General features: G+C 51.5%; 21 protein-coding genes. 5 read left to right on the forward strand and 16 right to left on the reverse strand.

The genetic code is table 11. The features are described from left to right. Positions 1-7: 7 nt before the first annotated feature. A complete protein-coding gene (gene ilvD, locus SPTER_RS14370; protein WP_144351025.1) occupies positions 8-1681 on the reverse strand; it encodes a dihydroxy-acid dehydratase in 1674 nt (557 codons plus the stop codon). Between the two features lie 140 nt (positions 1682-1821). On the opposite strand from ilvD (SPTER_RS14370), the gene SPTER_RS14375 reads away from it, so the two are divergent. After that, positions 1822-2775, forward strand: coding sequence for a LysR family transcriptional regulator (locus SPTER_RS14375; RefSeq protein WP_144351026.1), 954 nt, complete (start codon positions 1822-1824; stop codon positions 2773-2775). A 71-nt stretch (positions 2776-2846) separates the two neighbouring features. Here SPTER_RS14375 and SPTER_RS14380 read toward each other — a convergent pair whose 3' ends face one another. Next, positions 2847-3791, reverse strand: coding sequence for a LysR family transcriptional regulator (locus SPTER_RS14380; RefSeq protein ID WP_144351027.1), 945 nt, complete (start codon positions 3789-3791; stop codon positions 2847-2849). A gap of 176 nt (positions 3792-3967) precedes the next feature. Between SPTER_RS14380 and SPTER_RS14385 the strand changes: the two genes are divergently transcribed. After that, positions 3968-5182 (forward strand): pyridoxal phosphate-dependent aminotransferase, encoded by a 1215-nt coding sequence (locus tag SPTER_RS14385; RefSeq protein WP_144351028.1) that lies wholly within the window; start codon positions 3968-3970, stop codon positions 5180-5182. A gap of 206 nt (positions 5183-5388) precedes the next feature. On the opposite strand, the gene SPTER_RS14390 is transcribed toward SPTER_RS14385, so the two are convergent. From SPTER_RS14390 to SPTER_RS14400, 3 genes are all read right to left on the reverse strand, one after another. Then, positions 5389-5574: a hypothetical protein gene (locus SPTER_RS14390; RefSeq protein WP_144351029.1), complete on the reverse strand. Its 186-nt coding sequence runs from the start codon at positions 5572-5574 to the stop codon at positions 5389-5391. A gap of 36 nt (positions 5575-5610) precedes the next feature. Continuing rightward, on the reverse strand, positions 5611-6759 hold the full coding sequence (locus tag SPTER_RS14395) for an aldo/keto reductase (RefSeq protein WP_144351030.1): 1149 nt from the start codon (positions 6757-6759) through the stop codon (positions 5611-5613). Between the two features lie 602 nt (positions 6760-7361). Beyond that, positions 7362-8660 (reverse strand): amino acid permease, encoded by a 1299-nt coding sequence (locus tag SPTER_RS14400; RefSeq protein WP_144352912.1) that lies wholly within the window; start codon positions 8658-8660, stop codon positions 7362-7364. A 740-nt stretch (positions 8661-9400) separates the two neighbouring features. On the opposite strand from SPTER_RS14400, the gene SPTER_RS14410 reads away from it, so the two are divergent. Then, the gene (locus SPTER_RS14410) at positions 9401-9841 is read left to right on the forward strand and encodes a hypothetical protein (RefSeq protein WP_144351031.1); all 441 of its coding nucleotides are present in this window, start codon (positions 9401-9403) and stop codon (positions 9839-9841) included. A 363-nt stretch (positions 9842-10204) separates the two neighbouring features. On the opposite strand, the gene SPTER_RS14415 is transcribed toward SPTER_RS14410, so the two are convergent. Both SPTER_RS14415 and SPTER_RS14420 read right to left on the reverse strand, forming a co-directional pair. Beyond that, positions 10205-11152 carry a Bug family tripartite tricarboxylate transporter substrate binding protein gene (locus tag SPTER_RS14415; protein WP_246105310.1) on the reverse strand — a complete coding sequence of 316 codons (948 nt, stop codon included), beginning with the start codon at positions 11150-11152 and terminating at the stop codon, positions 10205-10207. 376 nt (positions 11153-11528) lie between these two features. After that, on the reverse strand, positions 11529-12038 hold the full coding sequence (locus SPTER_RS14420; RefSeq protein ID WP_144352913.1) for a ClbS/DfsB family four-helix bundle protein: 510 nt from the start codon (positions 12036-12038) through the stop codon (positions 11529-11531). A 265-nt stretch (positions 12039-12303) separates the two neighbouring features. On the opposite strand from SPTER_RS14420, the gene SPTER_RS14425 reads away from it, so the two are divergent. Then, the gene (locus SPTER_RS14425) at positions 12304-13023 is read left to right on the forward strand and encodes a helix-turn-helix domain-containing protein (protein WP_144351033.1); all 720 of its coding nucleotides are present in this window, start codon (positions 12304-12306) and stop codon (positions 13021-13023) included. A 108-nt stretch (positions 13024-13131) separates the two neighbouring features. Continuing rightward, positions 13132-14304, forward strand: a complete 1173-nt coding sequence (locus SPTER_RS14430) for an MFS transporter (protein ID WP_144351034.1) — start codon at positions 13132-13134, stop codon at positions 14302-14304. On the opposite strand, the gene SPTER_RS14435 is transcribed toward SPTER_RS14430, so the two are convergent. From SPTER_RS14435 to SPTER_RS14475, 9 genes are all read right to left on the reverse strand, one after another. Then, positions 14301-16229, reverse strand: a complete 1929-nt coding sequence (locus SPTER_RS14435; RefSeq protein ID WP_144351035.1) for an endonuclease MutS2 — start codon at positions 16227-16229, stop codon at positions 14301-14303. The two genes, SPTER_RS14430 and SPTER_RS14435, sit on opposite strands and share 4 nt — an antisense overlap. A gap of 464 nt (positions 16230-16693) precedes the next feature. Continuing rightward, positions 16694-17503 carry an AraC family transcriptional regulator gene (locus tag SPTER_RS14440; RefSeq protein WP_144351036.1) on the reverse strand — a complete coding sequence of 270 codons (810 nt, stop codon included), beginning with the start codon at positions 17501-17503 and terminating at the stop codon, positions 16694-16696. A 329-nt stretch (positions 17504-17832) separates the two neighbouring features. Then, on the reverse strand, positions 17833-18249 hold the full coding sequence (locus SPTER_RS14445) for a MaoC family dehydratase (protein ID WP_144351037.1): 417 nt from the start codon (positions 18247-18249) through the stop codon (positions 17833-17835). A gap of 40 nt (positions 18250-18289) precedes the next feature. Then, the gene (locus SPTER_RS14450; RefSeq protein ID WP_144351038.1) at positions 18290-19429 is read right to left on the reverse strand and encodes an acyl-CoA dehydrogenase; all 1140 of its coding nucleotides are present in this window, start codon (positions 19427-19429) and stop codon (positions 18290-18292) included. A 34-nt stretch (positions 19430-19463) separates the two neighbouring features. Next, positions 19464-20054, reverse strand: coding sequence for an indolepyruvate oxidoreductase subunit beta (locus tag SPTER_RS14455; RefSeq protein WP_170233286.1), 591 nt, complete (start codon positions 20052-20054; stop codon positions 19464-19466). After that, a complete protein-coding gene (locus SPTER_RS14460; protein ID WP_144352914.1) occupies positions 20051-21868 on the reverse strand; it encodes a thiamine pyrophosphate-dependent enzyme in 1818 nt (605 codons plus the stop codon). Before SPTER_RS14460 ends, SPTER_RS14455 begins: the two co-directional genes overlap by 4 nt. Positions 21869-21906: 38 nt before the next feature. After that, positions 21907-23625 carry a dihydroxy-acid dehydratase gene (gene ilvD, locus SPTER_RS14465; RefSeq protein ID WP_144351040.1) on the reverse strand — a complete coding sequence of 573 codons (1719 nt, stop codon included), beginning with the start codon at positions 23623-23625 and terminating at the stop codon, positions 21907-21909. A gap of 23 nt (positions 23626-23648) precedes the next feature. Further along, positions 23649-24416, reverse strand: a complete 768-nt coding sequence (locus SPTER_RS14470) for an HpcH/HpaI aldolase family protein (RefSeq protein WP_144351041.1) — start codon at positions 24414-24416, stop codon at positions 23649-23651. Between the two features lie 37 nt (positions 24417-24453). After that, positions 24454-25725 carry a nickel pincer cofactor-dependent isomerase, group 22 gene (locus tag SPTER_RS14475; protein ID WP_144352915.1) on the reverse strand — a complete coding sequence of 424 codons (1272 nt, stop codon included), beginning with the start codon at positions 25723-25725 and terminating at the stop codon, positions 24454-24456. Positions 25726-25789 lie beyond the last annotated feature (64 nt).

Genomic DNA, 25789 nt, shown 5'->3' on the forward strand with positions numbered 1-25789 from the left:
ACGACAATTATTCTTGCCAATCATCCCGGTAGAGCCAAACTGCTCCTTGCTCGGCTCCCGCCACACCAGCCCGGTAAGCGGCCAGAACACCCTTCAGTTTGCGCACGGGTTTTTGCACTTCGTCTTTGCGCCGTTCCAGCTCCTCCGGCGCAACCTGAAGGTTGAGCAAATTCTTATTCAGATCGATTTCGATAATATCACCGTCTTTAACCAGGGCTAACGGACCGCCGGCCCAGGCTTCCGGCGCAACATGACCTACACAGGGTCCCCGGGTGGCTCCCGAGAAACGTCCGTCAGTGACCATCGCCACCGAGGTGTGTAATCCCATGCCGACCAGCATGGCAGCCGGTATCGACAGTTCTCTCATACCCGGTCCGCCCTGGGGGCCCTCGTAACGGATGACAAGTACCGAACCCGGCTCAACTTTCTTATTGAGAAGATAATCCCGCACTTCTTCCTCCGAGTTGAAAACTACGGCCGGGCCGACGTGATGCTGCATCTGCGGCTCCACACCGCTTTTTTTGACCACGGCGCCTAAAGGCGCCAGGTTGCCGGACAAAACGGCAAAACAACCGTCGGCATACAGGGCGTCGTCCACAGAATGGATGACGTTCCGGTCGATATTACCTTTATATGTATCCAGGTATTCGCCCAGGGTCGTACCGGCAAACGCCAAAGGCACATTCAAATCAAGATAATCGCGTATTGTGGCAAGCACAGCCGGGACTCCGCCCGCACGATGAAAATCGTTGATATTGAGCCCGGCGGACGGCTTGAATTTAGCGATAACCGGCACTGAGGACTGTATGGCATCAACATCCTTTAAGGTTAGTTTTGATCCCATTACCTTAGCTATGGCCATGCTGTGGAGTACGGCGTTCGTTGAGCCGCCGGTAGCAGAAACATGCTTAATGGCGTTGGCCAGTACCACCTCGTTCATATAGGTGGAAAACGGCCGGCCCTCTTGCACCAGCTCTACGATACGCTCGCCTACATCTCTTGCCTGGCGTCCCTTTTCCCCATCGCAGAACAGCATGGTGGAGGAACCGAACGGTGCAACACCGGTGGCCTCCAGCAATGCCCCCATAGTGTTCGCAGTACCATACATGGAGCAGGTACCGGCAGAGGAGCACATATTGGTTCGCCAACGGTCAAAGGTTTCTTCGTCAATTTTGCCTTTGTTAAACTTGCCGATGGCTTCCTTTAGATCGCTTGTGCAATAAATCTTGCCGCCATCTTCGTAGGGCAGCATGGCACCTGCGGTCAGAAACAATGCCGGCAGATCCAAATGGATGGCCGCCATCAACATGCCGGGAATAATTTTATCGCATGATCCCAGGAAAACCAGGCCGTCAAAGCCATGAGCGGAAACCATGGTTTCTACTGAGGCGGCAATCAGGTCACGCTGGGGCAGTATGTAATGCATGCCGGCCCCCTGCGCCATGCCGTCGCAGGGGCCAGGTACCCCGAATTCGGCCGGTGTCCCCCCGGCAGCCCAGATTCCCTCTTTTACATACTTGACCAGTTCGGCAAAGGGTTTATGACCGGGGTTGGCGTCGGTATAGGAATTGACAATCCCGATAACAGGCTTGGCTAAATCCTTCTTTCTATAACCCGAAGAACTCATCAGGCCAATCCAGTAGGCTTCCATCATATCGTTTTCATTGCCGCGTTTGGGCATATTCTTCACTCCATTCTAAATACTCATTATTGACTGAATTCTCTTGCTGAGTTAATATTAATGTAATTCAACTTATAAGTAAAATGAGATATTTGGATATAACATATTCCAATATTCGATAAGATTGCGGGGAATGCATTATGTATAACGCTGGCCTGGAGGCTTTCCTGGCGGTGGCAAGGATGCTGAACATCAGCAGGGCCGCCGAGCAGTTGAATCTGGCCCAGTCGACAGTCAGCAAACGGTTAAAGGACCTTGAGTCCGAGCTGGGAACGGCCCTGATTGAGCGTGGCCAAGGTTCCAAATCCATTCGTTTGACGCCTGCAGGCGAAGAGTTTCTGGATATTGCCCAGCGCTGGAGCGTTCTGTGGAATCAGGCGCAGGCGCTTAAATCCGAAAACCCCAGGCTTTTGCTGACGCTGGGTACCCTGGACAGTCTCAACTATGCTCTGTTTCCGCCGCTTTACCACGCCTTATGCCAGCACCGGCCCAAGATACGGTTGAGCGTAACCACCTCTCATTCTCCGGATTTATACGACCTTCTCGAACGCAGGCAGGTTGATGTCGGTTTTACTTTGCTGGAAAGATCCTATCCAACAATTCTAGTCGATAAATTATTCAGTGAGCCAATGGTGGTTTTGCGCCCCTGCACTGACGGCGGCGCAGCGTCCCGGGTCCTGCACCCCAGTGAACTGGACTCAAATTATGAACTGTTTCTGGCCTCCGGTCCCAGTTATAAAATATGGCATGACCAGTGGTGGGACCCTTTAAACAGTAACTGTATCCGGCTGGACTGCGTCCAATTGATCTTTTCCTTTTTGTACTCGGATAAGCAATGGGCCATCGTGCCCCTGTCTGTTGCACGAATGGCCAAAAGTAGAGGAGAATTCAGCATCTCCTATCTTTCCGAGTCCCCCCCTGAGCGGATCTGCTACAAAATAACCCATAAATACCCCAAGGCCAGCACGCTTGCCAGTCTGGCGATCCTGGATCATTATCTGAAAATATGCCTGCCTGTCAATTTTTCCTTGGTAGATCAAGCTCCGGATAGCAGCTCCCTGCCTGGTGTCCCTCAACGACAAAAGAAAGCCTGACACGTGTCGTCAGGCTGTCTTTTTATTGTCGGCTTTCCCCTTTTACCGGCCGCTGCAGACCGGCTTTTCGGCTACATGGCAAACTCCCTCTCCTGCATGAAATTAATAAAATCGTTACCGATTTGTGAGAGCGGCTGTGACTTTTTGCAATACAGCATAATATTGCGAACTGCATTTTCATCATCAGTTTTATAAAAAAACAATTTATTTGTAGGTTCCAGGTAATGGGTGACTCCGGCCCGCACAAAGGTAACTCCCTTGCCGCTGCAGGCAATATAATAGGCGGTGAGCATTTGATCCAGATACATGGCGACTTTGGGAACAAAACCTGCCTGCCGGCACATTTTCAACCCCCGCTGATACATATCGTTTCCTTTTTCAAGCAGCAAAAAGGGTTCCTGCTCAAATTGTTTCAGGCTTACCTGGGGGCAGGTTTGCTCCCGGTATCTGCCGCGGCCCATATCGGCAAAGGTCAGACGATAGTTCGCCAGCCGGCGGTTAATTTCATAAGCTGCCGGTACGGCCAGCACAATTTGTTCGGCCGCCCACACCCGGGGATTAAAGCTATTGGCATCTAATTTCTCCACATCCAGGATAATATCAACAATACCTGACCGCAGGCATTTGACAAGATCGTCCGCATTGGCTTCCAGCAGATTTACCGAATAACCCGGAAATCTCACTTTAAAGTCCTGCACAATGGTTGGCAGAATGTATGCACAGAAAAATGAAGCGCTGCCCACATGCACTGTGCCCTGATTGCTCAAGCTGTTGAAATGCGCCGCCATTTCCTTTTCTATTGCCATAATTTTTTCTGTTGATTCAATATAGTACTCGCCTGCCGGTGTCAATTGTATGGGATTGCAGCTTCTGTCAAAAAGCGGCAGCTGAATTTCTTCTTCCACCTTTTTAATGGCCGCACTAAGTGCCGGCTGCGAAATATATAGCTGCTGAGCCGCCTTGGAAAAGCTTTTATTTTCATAAACCGCATATACATAATCCATATTTTTCAGCATAAAACTCCTTCTGCAATATAAATAAAATCATATATTTCTATATAATTTTAAGTATTTGAAGCCAATGGTAAAACTTACTATTATTATAATATAGCCTGCTATTGCAGCACAAAGCAAATTTGCCGCTGTAAAACACAAAGGTTGACCGCCATTAAACAGGAAGTGGGGAATGACACTTGGACTTACTTAATGAAAAATTTTTAAAAATCGGTGTCGAGAGCGCGCCCGGACAGGAAACGCGCCAAAACACGGAGGAAATTAAACTGCCGGGAGAAAAGCTTGCCGGCGCGCCGGTGGATTTTTCCCATGGTGATGTCGACGCCTTTGCGCCGGTTCCCGGCGCGCTGGACGTCTTTACCGCCGGTGTTCATCTCGGCGGCAGGCAGGCTTATACCGAATATCGCGGCAGTAAAAGCACGCGCGAGGATGCCGCTTTGAAGCTTGCCGGTTTTACTGGTGCAGCGATTGATGCCGACCGGAACATTATTATCACCCCCGGCACACAGGGGGCTCTTTTCCTGGCCATGGGCGCCACTGTCGCCAGAGGTGACAAAGTTGCTATTGTAATGCCCGACTATTTTGCCAACCGCAAGCTTGTTGAATTTTTTGACGGTGAGACTGTGCCTGTACAGATGAACTATTTTCAGACAAGCGACTGCGCAGGTCTGGACTTAACCCAGCTTGAAAATGCTTTTAAAGACGGTGTTAAACTCTTTTTGTTCTCTAACCCTAACAATCCCACCGGCGTAATCTATTCACCCGCTGAGATATGGGCGATTGCGGATCTTGCGCAAAAGTACGGCGTCTTCGTCATTGCCGACGAACTGTACTCGCGTCAGGTCTTTGAAAGCCGAACCTATACGCATCTATGTGCGCAGGACCGTATTGATCCCGAAAAGGTAATTACCATCATGGGACCGTCCAAAACAGAATCCCTAAGCGGCTACCGCCTGGGAGTGGCATTTGGCGCCGCTAAAATCATTGATCGTATGGAAAAGCTGCAGGCCATTGTCTCGCTGCGCGCCGGCGGCTACAGCCAGGCGGTGCTGAAATGCTGGTTTGCCGAACCGCAAGGCTGGATGAGCCGGCGGCTTGCCCAGCACCAGGCCATTCGCGACAATTTGCTTTTAAAATTGCGCGCCGTTGACGGCATTGCCGTAAGAACCGCCGAGGCGGGCAGTTATCTCTTCCCGTCTCTGCCGGCCCTGGGTGTTACCATCCAGGAATTTGTAAAGCTTCTGCGTCTTCAGGCCGGTGTCACGGTAACCCCCGGAACGGAATTTGGCTCACAGTTTACCCGCAGCTTCCGCATAAACTTCTCACAAAATCACCAGGCGGCTGTTGCTGCCATTGACCGCCTTATCCAGATAATGGAGAGACATCGCCAATAAAATATACCTGTTAGTATCAGAATATCCCCCTAAAACACTAAAGCAAAAAAATAAGTTTTGTAAACAATGGTGGCTCTTGTTTACAAAACTTATTCTATAAGGAGTGATCCATGTGAAAAGGCAGGCTGCTTTGATTGGTTTTGGCACAATCGGCCAGTATTTGTTCGAACGCCTAAACTCCGGGCCGGCATTAAGGTCACCTGTGTTTACGATGCCAATAGAGAAAGAATAAAAACGATGCCGGCTACGGTTGCTGCCGTATCGCCGGCCGAGCTTGAGAAGAGGCTGGCCGGCGGGATGATTGACCTGGTATTGGAAACCGCGACGCAACAGGCTGTCACAGCTTTGGCGCCGGGAATTTTGCAATACCCGGACATAGTAGTATTTTCCACTACTGCTTTTTGCCAATACTTACCTAAGCCATTGAACTATTCAAATAAGGCGGTAATATTCTTTAACTCTTCCCGGATTTTAATCCCCTGGGGACAGTGGCTCTCGCATTTGCCGCATTCCACACATTTGGATGCCGGCGCCGCTAATTTGCTCTGCATTGCATAGCGCTGCCTTGCTGCCGGCGTACCGTCGAAAACATGATGGTCGTTATATGTCGCAAAACAATTAGGAATATTGATCCCCGCCGGACAAGGCATGCAGTATGAGCAAGCCGTGCAGTTGACCCTGATCCGCTCCTGAAAAATCCTTTTAACTTCCTCAATTAACCCCAGTTCCCCGGCAGTCAGCGAACGTGCCGCCGCGGCCTGGGCTATTTTTACATTTTCCACAACCTGCTCCATCGTCGACATCCCGCTTAATACCACCGACACCTCCGGATGGTTCCATACCCACCGCAGGGCCCATTCGGCCGGTGTTCGTTTTACGTCTGCTTTTGCCAGCACCGCCAGCGCAGCCGGGGGCAGATTAGTGATATTGCCGCCCCGCAAAGGCTCCATGATCGCCACCCCCAGGTCTTTAGCGGCGGCATATTCTAACCCTTGCTTGCCGGCCTGATACTCCTCGTCCAAATAATTATACTGAATCTGGCAGAATGACCAGTCATAATAATCCACGATTTCATTGAACAGCGAAGCCTGATCATGGAAGGAAAAACCGGCGTATTTTATGCGGCCGTCCTTGATTGCCTGGTCCAAAAACCCGCTGATGCCGGCTTCCTTTAGGACAGGCCATGTGCCGCTGTTAAGCGAGTGTACCAGGTAAAAATCAATGGCCTCGGTCTCCAGGCGTGTCAATTGCTCATTAAGGTACTTATCCATGTCGGCCCTTGTTTTAATCAGCCAGCTGGGGAGTTTTGTCGCCAGCTTGACGCGGTCCCGGTAGCCGTCTTGCAGGGCTTTGGCCACAAACGGCTCGCTTGCTCCCCCCTGGGTAAAGCCGGTGCCGTGGTACGGATACGCCGTATCCACATAGTTGACCCCGGCATCAATCGCGTACCGGATCATACTGCTGGCCTTTTCCTCATCAATATGGGTAGGGTCGCTGCCGATAACCGGCAGCCGCATACAGCCAAAGCCCAGAGCCGAGACCATTTCCCCCGTTTTACCAAACCTTCTGTACAGCATAGCAATCCTCCTCGTTTCTGAAAATAACCGGCAAAGCAGCAAAGACACAGCTGGGTGTTGCGCCGTTATAAACTATAGCCTTATATATAAACCAACTGTCAACGGTTTTATACACTACTGTTTGTCAATGCATCTATTTTCATACAGGAGTAAGTAATTTACACCCTGTCGGCAGAGATTTTCCTGACCGGTTGCATATTTTTCAATCTATGGGTATAATATAAGCAAAGGACTGACGTGCCCAAACACGCCAGCCCGCAGGCTGTCTAACCGGAAAACGGTTAGCCCAAGTTAACGTTATTAAGAAATAATCGCCACTATTTGAGCACAGGGGCGGTTATTTCTTTTTGGTCGTGACCAATACCATAAGCGTGGCAAATGCGACAGCAAATGTCAATGCTTCATAGATACTCATCGTCCCCCCCTCCTGAAAAGGAAGGGGCTAACCGTCCCCCGAGCAGCCTGTATAATTAGTATAGCATATTTTTTCAGCGGTAAAAAAGAAAATTCTTGCCCCTGCCGGCTATTCTATATTTATGGCGCCACCAGCAGATGCATCGGAAATAAATTACGTAAACAGCGCAAATATAATCGGCTTACGATTACGGCGCCGAGTTCTTTACTTTATAACCGATATACAGGCACAGCAGCCAGACGGGGGCAATATATACGGAAAAACGCAAATCAGGCATATAGGCCATAATGCCGACAACGCCGGTCAAAAATGCCAGACTCACATAAGAGGCCAGCGGATACAAGGGCATCTTGAACGCCGGCGTCTTAGCGGCCTGCTCCTGGGCTTGGCGGAATTTCAGCTGAACAAGCACAATGGTCGCCCAGTTAATAATAATAGATATCGTGGCCACAGCCATCAAATATAAAAAGACCTTTTCCGGATTAAGGTAGCTCAGCAGCACGGTAATCAGGGTAAACCCTGTGGAAACCAAAACAGCATTGACCGGCGTTCCTGCCGAATTCAGCTTAGCCAGCATTCTCGGGGCATTTCCCTGTTTGGCCAGCCCGTACAGCATCCGGCCATTACTGTACAGGGCACTGTTATAGGCCGATACGGCGGCGGTAAGGACCACGAAGTTCAGTAAATGGGCCGCGGCCGGAATGCCCACATAGGAAAATATCTGCACAAAGGGGCTGCCGGTTGCGCCAATCTGATTCCAGGGGAAAATCATCAAAATAACCGTCAGCGCCCCTATATAAAACAGCAGAATACGCCATACGATCTGATTGATGGCGGCGGGAATCGTCTTGTGCGGGTTTTCCGCTTCGCCGGCCGTAATTCCGACCAGCTCTACGCCGCCGAAGGAAAACATAACCAGCACCAGCGACAAAACAACCCCCTGCAAGCCATTTGGGAAAAAACCGCCATGGACCCATAAATTGCTGATCCCCACAGGCTGGCCGCCGTTGCCTACCCCAAACAGGATCATCGCCAGGCCAAACACAATCATGCCGATAATGGCCAGAACCTTAATAATGGCAAACCAAAACTCAGTTTCCCCAAAAGCCTTTACATTAATGGTATTAATAAAGGTCACCACAATTAAACAGACCAGCGCCGACACCCAGGTGGGAATACCGGGATACCAGTAATTAATATAGATACCCACCACCGATAATTCCACCATCTGTACAATTACATAATTAAACCAATAATTCCAGCCGGCAATAAACCCCGGCAGCTCGCCCCAGTATTGATACGCGTACTGACTGAAGGAGCCGGAAACAGGATGCTCGACCGCCATCTCGCCTAAGGCCCGCATGATAAAAAAGATCACGCTGCCGCCCAGTAAATACGCCAGCGTGATCGCCGGGCCGGCCATTTGCACCATTGAGGCTGAACCGTAAAACAGGCCGGTGCCAATCGCCCCGCCCAGCGCAATCATTTGGATATGCCGGTTTTTCAGACCGCGCTGCACTTGCTCCTCATTGTCCACGCTTATTTTCCTCCTTATTTCTCTTTAGATCACCAGGCCGGCCTTGCCACCCCAGGAAATAAATCGACTCACAAACTATATAATGCTACTTTTACTACTGTTTTGTCAAATTATTCACGCCGCTGTCCGTGCTGTATAAACTTTTATCCGGTTCCCCGGCCCGGCCGGAAAATTCTCCGGCGGTCTCGCTGATCTTTTCTTGCAATTTACCGGAAACAGGCTATAATTAGAAATAGGTGGAAATTAAAAAGCCGCCGTGACCTGAAAGTGTTACCGCACTTCCAGGCCCGCGCAAGGTGAACGCAGCACCTACACGTAACAGTCTAGCTGTCCACGACGACATTTCTATTATACACCGCCCTTCTGCCGCAGCACAAGCGGGGGACGCGGGTATAAGGGGACATTGCCGGCGGCGCCGGGCTGTTAGTGCGACTGACGCAGCAAATTATTCCCTCTCTCCCCAGCAGCCAATTGGCAGCAGCAGGGCCAACCCTGACTTACCTGTTTGACCGCCTTGCTGTCGGCCGGGTATATCCGGCTTATTTGGTATTGGGGCTATAACAGTCATCGAAGCAGAACGCATGTGTAGGGTAAAGCCTGCGCACGCGTTCTTTTTAATTTCCCCCTGTAAAAAGCTGGCGGCAGGGCCTAAAGCGTTCTGCCCCAGCCTAAGTATGGGGGGTATACAGGTGTCTGACAAAACAAGAACCCGGCTCAGGCCAACTATTCACGGCCGAAACCGCAGCATCCCGGCTGCCGGCCCGCCGCCGGGCTTGGAGCGCCGGCGGCCAGAGGCCGGCCGGGAGGAAGGGGTTATGCTAAACCGGATATTAGACCAGGCCTTTGACCACTACGTTTTTACCAGAGTAGACCAGATCCTCAACCTGGCCGGTACCAATGATGCCGGCTACAGTAAGACAGCCCGGGAAGTCAGTGCCGCCCTGGACCAGTTGCTGGCCCTGGGCCGGGCACTGAAGGCCCAGCACCCGGAACTGACCGGTTTGGTCATGGATTTCGAGGCCCTCACGGCGCTGGAGTCCGGGCAGGCGGCGGAAATTGCCTACAGGCAGGGGCTAAGGGACAGCAGCCAGCTACGCCAGGCGTTTATGACCTTCCTGCAGCAGCAGTGATCGTGGCAAATACAACAGCAAATGTCAATGCTTCATAAATTAAAAAGTATATATATTTAAAGAGAGTACATTTCCTAACCCCCTATAAAATCAGGGGGTTATTTTTTGTTTTGTGTATATACAGAAATAGATTTCTGGATTTGAACATGCATTCTGTCCCCCATTCGTCCCCAGCCTCAGCAACTGAGCTGCAAGCTACTGGCAAATTTGATATTGGGCAGTGCCTGCCATTCCCAATCCCTCATCAGGCCATACGTTCGGCATTAGCGCCGCACAGAGCACACGTTCCGTGAATAGGGATAATTAAAAAGCCGCCCTATCCGGAGGATGAGGGCGGCGCATTCGATTATTGTTCCTACGTTATTATTTTTTCTGGGTTTTAATCTGCTCTAATATACCGCTTTCCTGCAGTGTTTTCTGTAGCTTTTGGCTATCAGCAATCCATTTATCTGTTGACTCCTGGGGGCCTAGGTACTCGACCTGATTTCCGACCTTCTCCATGTTCTCCTTAAATTCGGGATCATTTACGATAGCCTTGAACCCCTCCGCCAGCTTATTTTTTATCGCAACCGGCGTCTCTTTTGGGACTGCGATTCCATGCCAGTTGTCGATAGTGATATCAATGCCTAACTCTTTAAAAGTTGGTACATGAGCAAACACTGGATCAGCCATACGGTGTTCACCGGTTATGGCCAAAATTTTTACTGTGCCATTTTTTACATGCTCTTTGATGGGTACAGGACTAACAAAAATAAGCTGAATATGACCGCCTAATAATGCCGGTATCGTCTCACCTGCCCCGGAGAAAGGAACTTGCTCAATATTAATACCCGCAGATTGATTAAGCATCTCACATAGAACATGAGCAAATGAGCCTGTGCCTACATTCCCAAACTTTAATTGTCCTGGGTGCTTTCGAGCATGTTCAATCAGGTCACTTAGTGTTTGCCAGGGTTGATCGGTTTGTACTGCCAGCAGCAGTGGTACTGCTGTTACCTGCATAATTGGGCTTAATGCGGTTGCATAGTTGTATTTTCCTGTGCCGTAGAGCGATAGCAATATTAGTTCATTAGAAGTTGCACCAACGGTGTATCCATCTAAAGGTGATCCTGCCAGTTCGTTCCAACCAAGAGCCCCGGCCCCCCCCGGCTTATTAACAATGGCCAATGGCTGTCCTAGATGCTTAACAGCTAATTTTTCTAATGACCTTGCTGTCAGGTCCAATCCGCCCCCAGCATTGTATGGAACAATTACAGTAATAGGCCGCTCGGGATATTTTTCATGCGGAACAGGTATTGCTACCTTTTCCACGCCGGAACAACCCCCTATTATGATAGAAATAACCAATGCTGCTACTGCTAGTAAGACACTCACTCTTTTCCGCACTACACGCTTACCTCCTCGTTCTGCAAAATACTGCAATTCAGACAAACTATAAATAAATTATATGGTAATTTCCATGTCATAAATTGTCATTTATGGATAAAACATAAAAAAACTGCCTGTTCAATTGCAGACAGTATACTATCATTCGGTCAGGTAAAATCAGGATCGTCTTTCTGAACAGCAGGGCTCAGAGAATTTAACAGTATTATTACTTTTTAAACTAAACTGTATCTGAAAAGCATTTCATACACACCTAAACAGAACAAAGTTTCCGCACTATAATAACCTTTTTGGCGACTGCTCATGGCCGGTGCTTTTTCCACTTTCTAAGCTTAGCTCTGAATGTCTTAAAAGGTGCGACTGAATTGATATGCACCCATTTCCACAGCGGCCAGTTGGCATTTGTTACTGTCCACTGGCGCCTATTGGCTGTAAAAAGTTCCTCATTACTTAACTGTTCAAGCCAGGCGCACCATTTTTCCATACTTTGCTTAAACAAGGTCCGTAAGTCTTGCAGGGAATAGCCGCGGTATTCATTGTAAAACTGCTGATAAAGCGGCCCTAATTGGTTCCATTTGTAGTCAGGGGACGGAGTAATCACCTTTTTGCCGGCCAGCTCCGCTTGCTCCCAGCCCAAGATAAGATTTAGCCAGCCCAGCTGATAGGCAAGCATTTCCTGGGGCGTTCGGTCCACTTCTTTAATACGGATATTTATTTCTTCGGCCGGAACATCGTCAAACTCTTTGTCAAAAAGAGTATACGCCTTTTGAATTGCAGCGATTAGAGCTTCTTTACTATCGTACTCTTGCATCCACAGCACCTCTTCAATCATTATATTAACGATAAATTGACGTTAATTCAAGCCCGCACCCTATCCGGCTTTATCAGCCTGGCCGCCTTAACCTGCTGGCTTATTGGCTATCCCCTTGTAAATAAATCATACATACGTTTTTAGGCAGCCACATGGCAAAAGCAATACTGCTTATCGATGTAAAGAAAAGTTGTCAGAGCAGGTCAGACGCTATATACTAATGCTAAGTTCATTCGATAAGGTTAGTTAGCCGGAGGTAAAACTAGTGAAGCAAATCTGTTCAACCCTCGCTGAAAAAATACAGTTTATGGATATTGAGCATACGCACAGCCATTCATTTGGGCACTTAATTCTGCCATTACAGGGAACGTTGCGTTTAGCATCAGGGCAGCGGTCGCTGCTTCTGGACTATCACCATGTTCTTTTCCTGCCGCCGGAATGTGAGCACAGCTACTATTCCAAAGATCGAAATGAATTTTTGGTATTTTATATTCCCTATACCTTACTTTCGCCTAACTGTGCTGACGACGACGTAAAGTATTTGGAGTTTGACGACCGCTGGCGTGCCCTGCGGTTCCTGATGCTGAACGAGTGTGAGGCGGAAAAAACGAGTACCGCAGCTCTGAATCAGCTGCTCTATTATTCATTTCAATTAATCCAGCAGCAGCAGGAATATCCTTCTGTTCGCTATCTTCACAACCATTATCATACCAGCATCTCGCTGCAGACATTAGCGGCCTTAGAACATTATCATGCCGGTTATTACAGCCAGTGGTTCCAGAAGAAAATGGGAGTCAGCGTACAGACCTATCTGCAAAAGTTAAGACTGCTGGCAGCCAAACGATTGCTCCGGGAAACAAACTACAGTATACTGGCGATTGCCCAGCAGGTCGGCTACGAACATCAGGCATCCTTAACCAGGCTGTTCAAACAGTGGGAAGGACTAACGCCCCAGGCTTATCGCAAGGATTCTGTAAATAAGTAAAATATCATCTTGAACCCGGTGAAAAAACCTTTTTTGGCCGCGTCTATAATAAAGTAAGGCACCTGCCTTACTTTATTATTTTGCTATGGCAAAAGAAGGAGCTCCCCTATGCAAAAACACTATCAACTGTTCCTATTGAGTCTCGCTGTTTTTTTACTGATGACAGGCGATGGCATGGTACTGGCTTTACTGCCCAAGGTTGTTATTACTCAGACCAACTCCAGCGCCTCTGTTTGGTACCTGGCAGCCGCATATGCCTTAGCCCAGGTATTGTCACAGCTGCCTGTCGGTCTGCTGGCCGACCGCTGGGGCTCCAAGCCGTTTATACTGCTGGGGTATATGCTAAGCACCCTTGCCGGCTTATTATTCTACTTTACAAATAATGTTTATTTGCTTCTTCTCGGCAGAGTATTGCAGGGAATTGGTGAGGCCCCCTTGCTAAGCCTGGTGCCGGCTCTATTGTCGGTCCGTTATTTCGCCAATAAGGGAAAAGCGATTGGTGTTTATAATGCTGCTATTTACCTGGGGCTGACTTTGGGGCCAGGCTTTCGCGTCCTGCTGCTGAAAGACTGGTCAGATCAGCAGGTGTTCTTGCTTTACGCCGTATTTTGCTTTATTAGTATGCTCATCATTGGCTATGGCCTGCAGCCCTCCGGGGACAGGCGGCCTACAACCGGAGAAACAATCTCGCCCAGTGATTACCTGCTGCTGATAAAAAACCCTCAGCTTGCGGCCGTCCTGTGGGGAATTACGTTGTATGGAGCAGGATTCGGCTTGTTTATGACCGTTATTCCCGCCTTTTTGCTGACTGTGAAAGGATATAGTCAAGCCAGTATTAACCTCTTTTTCTCAGCGTTTTATATTGCAATCAGCCTGGCTCAGCTAACCATCGGCTACCTGTCTGATCGGCTGGGGCGCCTATTATTTATGGTCACCGGTATGCTTGTCGCCGCTGCCGGTATTGCCGCAGCCGTGTATTTTCATTATTTTGCCCTCACGCTGATCTTGTGTTTCGCCAGTTTTGGCTTAGGCGCCTATTATCTCGCTTCTATGGCTTTTTTAACGGAAAGAGTACCGGCAGGATGCAAGGGAGCCATTGCCGGCATTTATTATCTGTTCTGGGGGATCGGCATGTTTTGGGGGCCGATGCTGTTGTCCGGCTACATCCAAGCCACCGGCTATCAAAGCGGCTTCCAGTTATTTTCCGTAATGCTGCTCCTGCAAGTTATTCTTCTGCTAATGACGAAATCTACCCCGGCAAGACTAAAAAGCCTCAGCTAATTTTGTTCATCCCCTTCCTTGACGATGAGAACAGTGTCCTTTACATGCCGTTTTTCCATCAGCTTGCGGGCTTTCCGGTTGGTTACGCTGTCAAAGACAATAGAAAAATCATAATTATCCGGGTACAGTTCGCTGGCGGCCACCTGCAGCTTTAGCCGTTTATGATTAATTATTTTTTTACTGTCCCTGAGTTGAACGCCCACCTCGCCCCTTGCATTGGCGCCGGCATAGACAATGCCGATTTCTTTATGCGGATAGACCATTACACTGTCACCAACAGCAAATTTCCCACGGCAGGAGGTTGGGGCCGGCGGTTTTTCTCGTTCAATGCGGGGGACCGGCCTGCCGTTCTTCTGGTCCGGGGCCCGTTGAGGCGGCTGGGCGGGTTTGGCCACTCCCTGGGCAACGCCATAGGCAGCCGCATGAGCCCGCAGGATCAAGTGCGGCTGCATGCCCAGCCGTTCCGCAATATACAGCGCACAGCTATCACCGGCCTTGCCGATTTCAAGGCGATAGAGCGGAAGAAGGCTCTCTTTGTCAAAGGCCATGCGGGCATTGACAAGCCCGGGCTTGTTTGCCGCGTATGCCTTGATCTCGGAATAATGGGTGGTCACCACAAACAGGCATTTTTGGGCGCTGAGTTCATCTAAAATCGCAACTGCCAGGCCCATTCCTTCTGCGGGGTCTGTTCCCGAACCAAGTTCGTCAAGCAGCACCAGCGATTCGTGATTGGCCTGCTCCAGTATTTCAATAATATTTTTCATGTGGGAGGAAAATGTCGAGAGATTCTCCTTAATGCTCTGCTTGTCGCCAATGTCGCATAATATTAAATTATGCAGACATAAACTGCTGTCTTCATCGGCGGGAACATGCAGCCCACTCTGCGCCATAAGCGACAGCAAGCCGATGGTTTTTAGCGCCACCGTTTTGCCGCCTGTATTCGGGCCGGTAATAATCACACCCGTCGTTTGGGCGCCAATTGCAAAATCCAGGGGAATCGCGGCAGCTGGCGGGAGTAAGGGGTGCCTGGCCTTGATAAGGCGGATCTCCCGGCCGGCATTTATGCTGACAGGAGCTGCATTCATCGTCAGGCTAAGCTTGCCTTTGGCGAACAAAAAATCCAGTTTCTCCATTGTTTCTATATTTACCCTGATAATGGCCAGATTATCGGCAATATGGGCTGTCAGCGAATACAGAATACGCCTGACTTCATTGTCTTCTTCCATTTGCAGGGCGGCAAGCTCCGACTGCAGCCTGCCCACAGCGGCTGGTTCAATGAAACAGGTCGCTCCGGTTTGCGACAGATCGACAATTGTACCGGCAACATCATTCTTGTGTTCCCGTTTGACCGGCAGCGTATAGCGGCCATTGCGCAGGGAAACAAAGCTTTCGGAAAACCAGGCTTTGTTTTTTCTAAGCAGTGCAGCAAGCTTGGTTTTAACGGCTGCCACGGTACCCTCCATTCGCCGGCGAATAGCCGCAAGCTGTTCTGATGCCTGGTCATCCACCGCGTTATTTCTGATGCAGCGGGCAATCTCATGCTCAAGCCCGGGCAATGCATTTATCCCTTCACCATACCAGGCGATGGGAGCATCTGCCGCCTCGGCTTTTTTAAGATATGCTTTCATGCGGCGGCAAGCCACCAGAAAGGTCGCCACCTGTACAATCTGCTCCGGCATAAGCAGGGCATCAATCTCAATCAGGACAATTGCCTTTTGTAGTTGCGTCATTGACGGCAGCGGCGGTGTACCAGTTTGTTGAAGCATACGTTTTGCCTGAGTGGTTTCGTCGAGGCAGCGCTTTACTTCAGCCTCATTTACAGACGGAGCCAGGGCAAGACAACAGGCCTTCCCTTGATCGGACAGCGCCTGATCTGCCAGCAGTTGTTTTATTTTATCAAATTCAAGTGTTGTATGATGATGCATATATTATCTCCTTACCAATTGAAATAGAAACAGCCTGCGCCAAAGACATACCACACCGAAAACAGTGCAGAACGCTTCGCGCAGGCCAATAGCATATTCCTATATGACAAAAGAAGCGCAGCAAGCACACCTTGCCACGCATCGATACTCAAGGATATTGAAGAAGCAGTCTGTTAGGTATGTTTTTCAAAAGGGCAACCCAAATACAGGAAGGAATCCCGTAGCATTGCACCTTTTGCAACTATTTAGTTGAAGGCCACCATAACAGACAAGACCGACATTAAAATTCCACCTTTTCAAACTAATATGGTTTTACTATAAATCTATTTTCGGCTATTGTCAAGGATTTCCCGCCTGCTGCTGCCGGACTATGGGTTAATTTTAAAAAATTACTGCTATGGCCCGGCCAGAAGAAGCGCAGCCGTACTCGTGAGTACAGCTGCGCTTCTGGCCGGGGCCCGGCTTTACCATTCGTATTTTCCGGGAGTAAGGCCAAATTTTCTTTTAAAGGCTTTCTGGAAGTGACTTTGATCACAAAAGCCGGTGGCAAGGGCTACCTCTACCAGCGGTTTACCGGCAGCCAGCAAATCAGTGGCTTTTTTTAAGCGGACCTGAAGCTGGTAGGTATGAGGCGGCACACCGGTTTCTTTTGTAAATACGCGGGCTAAGTGAAACGGACTGAGGCCCGCAATGGCCGCTAACTGCGCCAGTGATACATTTTCCTGGAAGCAGTCTTGCAGATATTCACAAACGCGCGATACCGAGGTATCTTCCTTGCCGGGGGCAGCAGATTTTAGCCCTTCACGGGCGTAACAGGCATAAAGCTTCGCCAGCGTATCCAGCAACAGGCCTTCCTTTTCCAGCCTTGATCCGGCTTCCCCCAGACTACTGTGTAAGCTGCGAATTTGTGAGGCCAGTGCCTGATGATAAATGACCGGCTGTTGAAGCTGGATAGTCTCCTGCCGCCGGCCAGTAATTTGCTGCAGCAGCGTACTCAGCAGCACAGGATCTATCCGCAGGGAGCGGCTTGAATAGGTATAGCCAGCCGGTACGCTGCTGCTGTGTGTCTCATCAACATTTACAACCAGAATGCAGCCAGGTGTTAGATACTGTTTCCCCTGCCTAGTCTCATGAATCCCTACTCCCGCTTCCGCCACACTCAGGCTAAAGACCCGGTGGATGTGCCGGGAAACGGCCCGGGCCACACCAGCGTTCCGGTATAACTCCAGCTCCGGTATGTCCTTAGCTCGCAAAAACTGAATCTTCTCGTTCACCTAATTCACCGCCCGGCCCTGTATAATGCTTTTTGTTTCGCCTGCAAAAACAGCAAGAAAATACAAGCATAGGATCATTGTTTCAGCTAGAATACAACGTATACTCCTAATTATAGCAAAACAAAATTGTTTTTTGGTACAATTCTCATCAGCATCTGCCGTTTAGCGTTTGTTTTATGGAAAAAACCCTGTAGTGGAAACACAAAACACTAGACTCGATAAATCTGTAAAGAGAAAGCAACATGCAGACCATATATTGTCTTATACCACCCTTGTAGGCCTTCATTCCCTGCGTGATAAAGCAATGCGGGGCGATATCAGGGTTTGCGCTATTTCTTCAACATGGTGGCCTTGCCGTCAACCACAAGGGTTCCGTCCTGGTTGGTCACTGTGGTTCTGAGGATGACGCGCTGCTTTGCCGCCATCTTTTCAATGACTTCCACAGTGGCGGTGACGGTATCGCCGATTTTTACCGGCGCTTTGAAAGCCAGTTCCTGCCCCACATAGATTGAATTGGCGCCAGGCAGCGCGGTGCCGATAACCGCCGAGATAAACCCGGCCGCCAGCATCCCGTGGGCGATGCGCTCCTGGAACATAGTGGTTTTGGCATATTCGGCATCAATATGGATAGGATTGAAGTCGCCGGTCACGCCGGCGAACGTATAAATGTCGTATTCTGTTACTGTTTTGGCCATACTGGCTTTATCGCCGATTTTAAGATCGGTGAATTTAATATCCTGAATCACGGCTCACACCTCTATTGATTTTTGATTTTCCTGACTGCCGTTACCGTAACAAAGCGCTGGCAATAACAATGCGCTGCACCTGATTGGTCCCTTCATAGATCTGAGTAATTTTAGCGTTGCGCAGCAGCCGTTCCACCGGATATTCGCGCGAATAGCCGTAGCCGCCGAAAATCTGCACGGCATCGGTAGTGACAGCCATTGCCACATCAGACGCATACATTTTGGCCATAGCCGCTTCCTTGGCAAAAGGCCGGCCCTGATCTTTCAGGAAAGCGGCGCGGTAAACCAGATAGCGGGCGGCCTCCACCTTGGTGGCCATATCGGCCAGCATAAAGGCGACAGCCTGATTGGCGGCGATCGGCTTGCCAAACTGGGTCCTTTCTTTAGCGTATTTGACCGCATGGTCAAAAGCGGCCTGAGCAATGCCCAAAGCCTGCGCGGCCACGCCGATCCGGCCGCCGTCCAGGGTGCTCATGGCAATTTTAAAGCCCTCGCCCTCTTGGCCCAGCCTGTTTGCTTGGGGGACTTTCACATCCTGGAATATGAGTTCCATGGTGATCGAACCGCGGATTCCCAGTTTGTGCTCTTTTTTGCCGAACGTAAAGCCGGGCATGCCCTTTTCCAGCAGGAAAGCCGTTATCCCTTTTACCCCTTTGGCCCTGTCGGTCATGGCGAAAATTACATAGGTCTCGGCTTCACCGCCGTTGGTGATAAAGATTTTACTGCCATTTAGCAGGTAATGGTCGCCGTTATCGACAGCCACGGTCTGCTGGGCGGCGGCGTCGGTGCCGGCATTGGGCTCGGTCAGGCCGAAAGCGCCCAGGGTTTTTCCCGCCACCAGCGGTATGAGGTATTTTTGCTTCTGCGCCTCGGTGCCATAGGCCAGGATAGGCCACTGGCATAAAGAGACCGAAGTCGCCAGGGTTATGCCGACACTGTCGTCAAAACGGGACAGTTCCTCGACGGCCACAATATAGCTCAGGTAATCGCCGTCAGCGCCGCCGTACTGCTCCGGAAAACACAGGCCCGTCAGGCCCAGATCCCCCATGGCGTCATACAAGCCGCGGGCAAACTCTTCATTTTCATCCCGTGCCGCTGCCCCGGGCGCCACCTCTTTCTCGCCAAACTCGCGCACCATTTTTTGCAGCATTTGTTGCTCTTCGGTAAGTTCAAAATGCACGCTTTATCCCCCCTGTAATTTTTTCAGTGTGCCATCAGGTCTGGATCAGGGTGCGCCCGCACTGGAACGCCCTGGTGTCGGCCTCATGAAAGCTGGCATTTACCATGGTGAGCAATTTATTGAGTACTGCCGTGGCCGGCAGGATAGCGGTAAGGGCGGTAAAAGCCCCCAGCATGATTACATTGGTCAGTAATACGTCGCCAATGGCTTTGGCCTGTTGCGTGGCATTCAGGAAATAGCCGGCAAGGCCCTTGGCCTGTATGGCAGCCACCATAGCCGCCTGGGAGGGATATTCGTCAACCAGGAGGTTGGCCAGGATAGTCGGCACCGGCGCTGTGTTGATGATGTATCTGCCCGCCGGGTTTAGCATGCTTATATAGCGCAGTGCTTCCAGCGGTTCAAAACCAAGCAGCACATCGGCCTGGCCCTGGGGGACAAGGGGCGAATAGATTTCGCCGTCGGCGATCCGCACATGGGACAGTACCGAACCGCCCCGCTGCGCCGCGCCTTTGGTTTCGGTGTTGACCACGTTATAACCGGCGTCCATTGCACATTTGGCGATAACCTGCGATGCCAGTATATTTCCCTGGCCGCCGACGCCGGCAATTACTAAATCAAATTTCACTTGAGCGCCCCCCTTTTGCATACAGCTGCACATACGCCGCAGCCGTTGCAGCTGCTGGTGTCGATTACCGCCTTTTCCCCGGCAATGGTAATAGCCGGGCAGCCGAAGGTACGGACACAAAGGCTGCAGCCGTTGCAGACGTCATTGTCAACCTGTACCTGGTGCGGGGTATAGGAGATTTTCCCTTCCCGCCCGAATTTCAGGTAACACAGGGCTTCGGCCACAACCACCTTTACCCCCGGCTGGGCGGTTGCCTCGGTAAGCACCCTGACGGTTTCTGCCACCTGATAAGGGTTGCAGCGGTAAACCCTGGCCCCCATGGCCGCGGCCACCACGCCCGGGTCCATCGGCGCCAGGCCGGCCCGGGTCAGATTGTTGGTGCTGCCCGGATGCGGCTGGAAGCCGGTCATAGCCGTGGTCGAGTTATAGCCGATCACAACGGTAACCTCAGCGCAGTTAAAAATGGCGCTGGCCAAACCCGTCAGGCCATTATGGAAGAAGGTCGAGTCGCCAATCAGCGCATAGGTTGGTTTGTCAAAACCGGCTGCTTTAATACCGTAAGCCATGGGAATGGAGGACCCCATACAGTAGATGGTGGTTTGCAGCTTCATCGGTTCAAAAGTCCCGGCATCGTGACAGCCGATATCACCGGTCACCACGCCGCCGTTTTTCCGGGTAACCTCCTTAAGGGCAATCAGCAGGCCGCGATGGCTGCAGCCCACGCACTGCGTCCGGGTCCGGGCCGGAATATACTGCGCGGCCTGCAGCGGATAAGCCTGGCCGGCCAGCGCGGCGTTGACGGCGGTAAGAATGAGATTGGCGGAGAGTTCGCCTTCTTTGGGCAGGAAGGTATCGCGGCCAAGTATCGCCAGACTGACTTTGTTTTCAAAGCACAGTTCTTTGATCAGGGTTTCCACAACCGGCTCAATTTCTTCAAAAATGACCACCTTGGTGCGGCCTTGGACGAATTCCAGGATTTTTTTCTCAGGCAGCGGCAGCGTGGAGAGCTTGAGGATGGGCAGCTTTTGGCCCAGTATCTGCTCCGCTTCCTTAAGGAACGCGTAACCGATGCCGCAGCCGATAAAGCCGACCTCGCCGTCAGCGGGCTCCGCCCAGTTAAACGGGGACTCTGCCATGAGCGCCTTAAGCTCGGTTTGCTTTTCGTTCAGCCAGCGATGACGCATTTTGGGCCGCAATTCGCCGCCAAGTTCTTTCTCGACCACAGCGGACATGACAAAGCGGCTGCGGTCGGGAATATATTCAGGCTGCCGGCCGGCAAATTCCACTTCGCCGCTGTAGGTCACCATGGCGCCGGCATGATTAATGCGCATAACCGGCCGCAGCGCGAACAATACCTCGGTTCTTTCCGACAGCGCATAGGCCGCCTTGGTCATTTCATAGGCTTCCTGCACACTGGCCGGGTCAAATACCGGCAAATGCCCGTAGGTATGGATGAGTACCCGGGTATCTTCCTCACACTGCGATGAAAGTCCGCCCGGATCGTCAGCCGAAATCAGCACCATACCGGCTTTAATGCCGGTAAAATTGATGTGCATTAAAAAGTCGGCCGCCGCGTTCGTGCCATTGTGCTTCATGACCGCCAGCGACCGCTGGTTGGTCAGCGAGCCGGCCGCCGCCACCTCAAAGGCGTGCTTTTCGTTTGTCGACCATTCTGCATATACGCCGGCAAAACCGGCACAGTGATCGACAATTTCCGTTGCCGGCGTGCCGGGATAGCCGGCTACTACCTTCACGCCGGCTTCCACCGCGCCCCGGGCAATGGCCTCATTGCCCAGCATAAACTGTTTTTGCATTTCTTTGCCTCCTCATCAGGTTTTACAGGCACCCACGGTTACTTCATATAGGCTCCGGCCATGGCGGAAACGGCTCTTTCGGTATACTTTTTCAGTACGCCTTTTCTGGCCTTGCGGACGGGAGGCCGCCATTTTTCCTGGCGCTGCGCTAAGATGGCGTTTACTTCCCCGGGGGTTTTTCTTGCACCGGCGATGCCTACGATACTAAGCCTGCGGGCCGGTATGTCAATTTCAATCAGATCATCGTCCTCAATAAGGGCAATGGGTCCGCCCTCGACGGCTTCCGGCGAGACATGGCCCACGCAGGGTCCCCGGCTGGCCCCGGAAAAGCGGCCGTCGGTTACCAGCGCCACCGTACCGTTTAAGGTTTCGTCAAATACAATCGCGTCCGTGGTCATGAACATTTCCGGCATGCCTGAGCCCTTAGGCCCTTCATAGCGGATGATCACGACATGCCCCGGCCTGATGGCGCCGGTAATAATCGCCTGCTGGGCGTCCTCCTCGCTGTTGAAGACGGCTGCCGGGCCGACATGCCGCTGCATGGCCGGGACAACGGCCGAATACTTGATAACCGCGCCCTCCGGCGCAATATTCCCTTTCAGCACGGCAATCGAACCGTATTGCTTGGCTTTAGCCGCCGGCCGGATAATCTCTGCCGCCGGCACGTTATAGCTTTTGAGGTAATTCAGGCCCCGTTCAAAAAAGCCTTCCTGCTGCAGCTGTTCCAGGTTTTCCCCCAGCGTCCTGCCGGTTGCCGTCATAACATCAAGGTCCAGATAATCTCTGATCTGCCATTGAATCATCGGAATACCGCCGGCAAACCAGAACAATTCGGTAACATACCTGCCGCTGGGCTGGATGTTGGTTAAATAAGGGATCTCGCGGCTGTATTTATCAAATATCGCCGGATCAATCTGCAGCCCCAGCTCATGGGCGACAGCCGGCAGGTGGAGCAGGGCATTGGTGCTGCCGCCGATGGCTGCATGCACTTTAATGGCATTTTCAAACGCCGCTTGTGTCAGTATTTTGGCGGCAGTTATCCCCTGCTGCGCCAGATAGAGCACCTGGCGGCCGGCACGCCGGGCGTTGCGCCGGATCTCGGCAAAGGTCGCGGGCATTAAGGCGCTGCCCGGCAAGGCCAACCCCAGCGCTTCCGACATGCACTGCATGGTGCTGGCCGTGCCCATAAACTGACAGGCGCCACAGGACGGACAGCCGGTAAGCTTATAGTTGCGCAGCTCAGAATGGGTGACTTGCCCTTTTTTTGCTTTGGCGGACAAGGGTCCGGCCAGGCCGGAGGTCCCCATGTCCGGCCCCACCCGCATGGAACCGCCGGGAATATGAATTGTGGGGATGTCCATGCGGGCGGCGGCCATCAGATGCGCCGGCCCTGATTTGTCACAGCTTGAAATCAGTATCATGCCGTCCCAGGGAATAACCGAGGCGTGTATTTCCACCATATCGGCGATGGCTTCCCGGGACGCCAGAATATAATTCATGCCGTCATGCCCCTGGCCCCAGCCGTCGCAAATATCGGTCACATGGTGTTTTGCCGGCCGGCCGCCATTCTCATAGACGCCGACTGCGGCTTCGTCGCTAAGGACATCCAGGTGAAAACTGCCGGGATGGCTTTCGCCGAAAACATCGTCAATCAAAATATGCGGCTTATCCGTATCGTCCTCCGACCAGTTCATCCCCAGCCGCAGCGCATCTACCTGCGCCCACAGCCTGCGGGCACCCTGACATTTTTGCTGCATGGTTCTTCCTCCTTTACGTCTGTCTATACTTTCTCTTCCTTAAATGCCCTGGCCGCTTTGCTGAAGGCCCGGTACAGCAGGCCGACATCGGCGGCGAACGATAGATACTGAATACCCCACCGTTTCCATTGTATAGCCGTTTCGACATCATCGACAAAGAAGCCGATGGCAATGCCGGCCGCACTTGCCAGCTTCATATTTTTCTGCATTGCGGCCACCAGGTCCGGATGATCCACCTGCCCGGGTATACCTAAGGAAGCGGATAAGTCATAGGGGCCGATAAACAATACGTCAATGCCCTTAACCGTGAGAATGTCGGTCAGATTGTCGATGCCTTCCTGGCCTTCCACTTGTAGAATTACAGCGGTTTCTTCATTGGCGCCGCCGAAATAGGCAAATTTGTCTTTAGCGGAGTAACCGGCGGCCCGCACATACCGGTTGCAGCCGCGGGTCCCCGCCGGTGAGAATTTGGCGGCCCGCACAGCGGCTGCCGCTTCTTTTTTGCTGCCAATTTGCGGAACCTGCACACCTTCAGCGCCAATATCCAATGCCTTGGCGATAAGCTCCGGCTGATTGCCGTAAACCCTGACCACCGGGCACACACCGGCCAGCTTGGCAGCCCGCACCATATCAACGGCCCGGTCCGAGGATAGCTCGCCATGCTCGGTATCAATAATCGCAAAATCGAAGCCGGCTAAACCAGCCACTTCCAATACAGCCGGATGACACAGGTTTACAAACGGTCCGAAAACCTGCTCGCCCTGTTTCAGCCTTTCTTTTAATAGCGCCATGATTACCCTCTCCCTTTATCTGCAGCTTGCGTTCCGCTCACCAGAGCAGGTTGCCGCCGCCGTCAAATTGCATTGCCGCCGGGTCACCGCCGATTTTGACAGCCGAATTAGCCCCGGCTGCCGCCAGCAAGGCTTCGGAAATATAGATCTCACCCAGATGCAGCGTGTCTTTAATTCTTACCATTCTTACTTTTGTCAGGTCCCGGGCATTACAGGTCTTGATGGCCGCCAGCACGGCTTCCTTATCGGTTTCCATAATAAGAGGAATCCGGGCGGGAATGGCAATGGTCGATGTCAGACAATTGGCATAGGTGCTTGCAAAATCAATTTTGTTAAACAGCTTGCGGGTCGTGAAGTCGGCGGTACCCATACCATTGGCATTGCCGTGAGTCTGCGGTGTTAAGTCCAGCACCACCAGCTTGGCAACCTCAGGTCCGCCGCTGGCGTAGGGCGTGGAATACCGGCCGGTAATATTCGGATCCATACCGTCCCCGGATATTTCCTTGCCAATCCGGTCGACAATCAGCACATCAATCTGGTCAAACAAGATCCGGGGCATGCCGGCCTTGGCTTCCTGCAGCAGCTGCTGATCCACGGCAATGATCGCCTCCGCCGGCACGGCTACCAGTTTGGCTACCTTGTCATAGGCATTCTCCACTGTCGCAATACCAAACAATACCGGGGTTTTCTCGATCTTAATTTTTGCCATCGCGACAACATGCTCGGCCATATGTTTAAAGCTGTAGGCATGACAAGAGTCAGCGCCTTTTTGCTTTCCCAAACCAATGGTAAGCATTTTGGCCAGACCGCTCTCGCAGGGTCCGCGATAAGCGGTGTGAGGCTTGACCCGGTTAATGACCACAATGCCGTCGGCCTCGTACGCCTGTTTGTCGATTAAGACAGCAAGCCCGTTGGCCAGTTTGCCCACCTCGACCACCTCCATGGAGGATATAATCGGACAGCCGACAACAGCTTCTGTTACCCCCAGTTCAGCCAGCACCTGCCTTTGCCCCGCGGCCGTCGCGCCGCCGTGACTGCCCATAGCGGGAACTACAAAGGGCTTCCCACCCCGTTTTTTAATTTCCTCAACCGCCGCCCGGGTTATCGCTGCAATCTCGGCAACGCCCCGGCTGCCAACGGCAATCGCAATCCGCCTGCCCGGCAAAACACGGTCGCCCACACCCGGTTTGAGAAACTCGGCCTGCAAAGTCCCGACTACATCGTTTAATTCAGGCGCAACAAAGGTTTGACAGACTTTAACCATTCTTGGCATAGGTATATCCGCTAAAAGCTCCTGAATAATGCCTATTTTCGCCACCTCCCTAATCAGCAAATTACTTTTCATTTCTTTTTTGTTCTTATTTTTGAACTAT

The sequence above is a fragment of the Sporomusa termitida genome (assembly GCF_007641255.1).
GTDB classification, from domain to species: domain Bacteria; phylum Bacillota; class Negativicutes; order Sporomusales; family Sporomusaceae; genus Sporomusa; species Sporomusa termitida.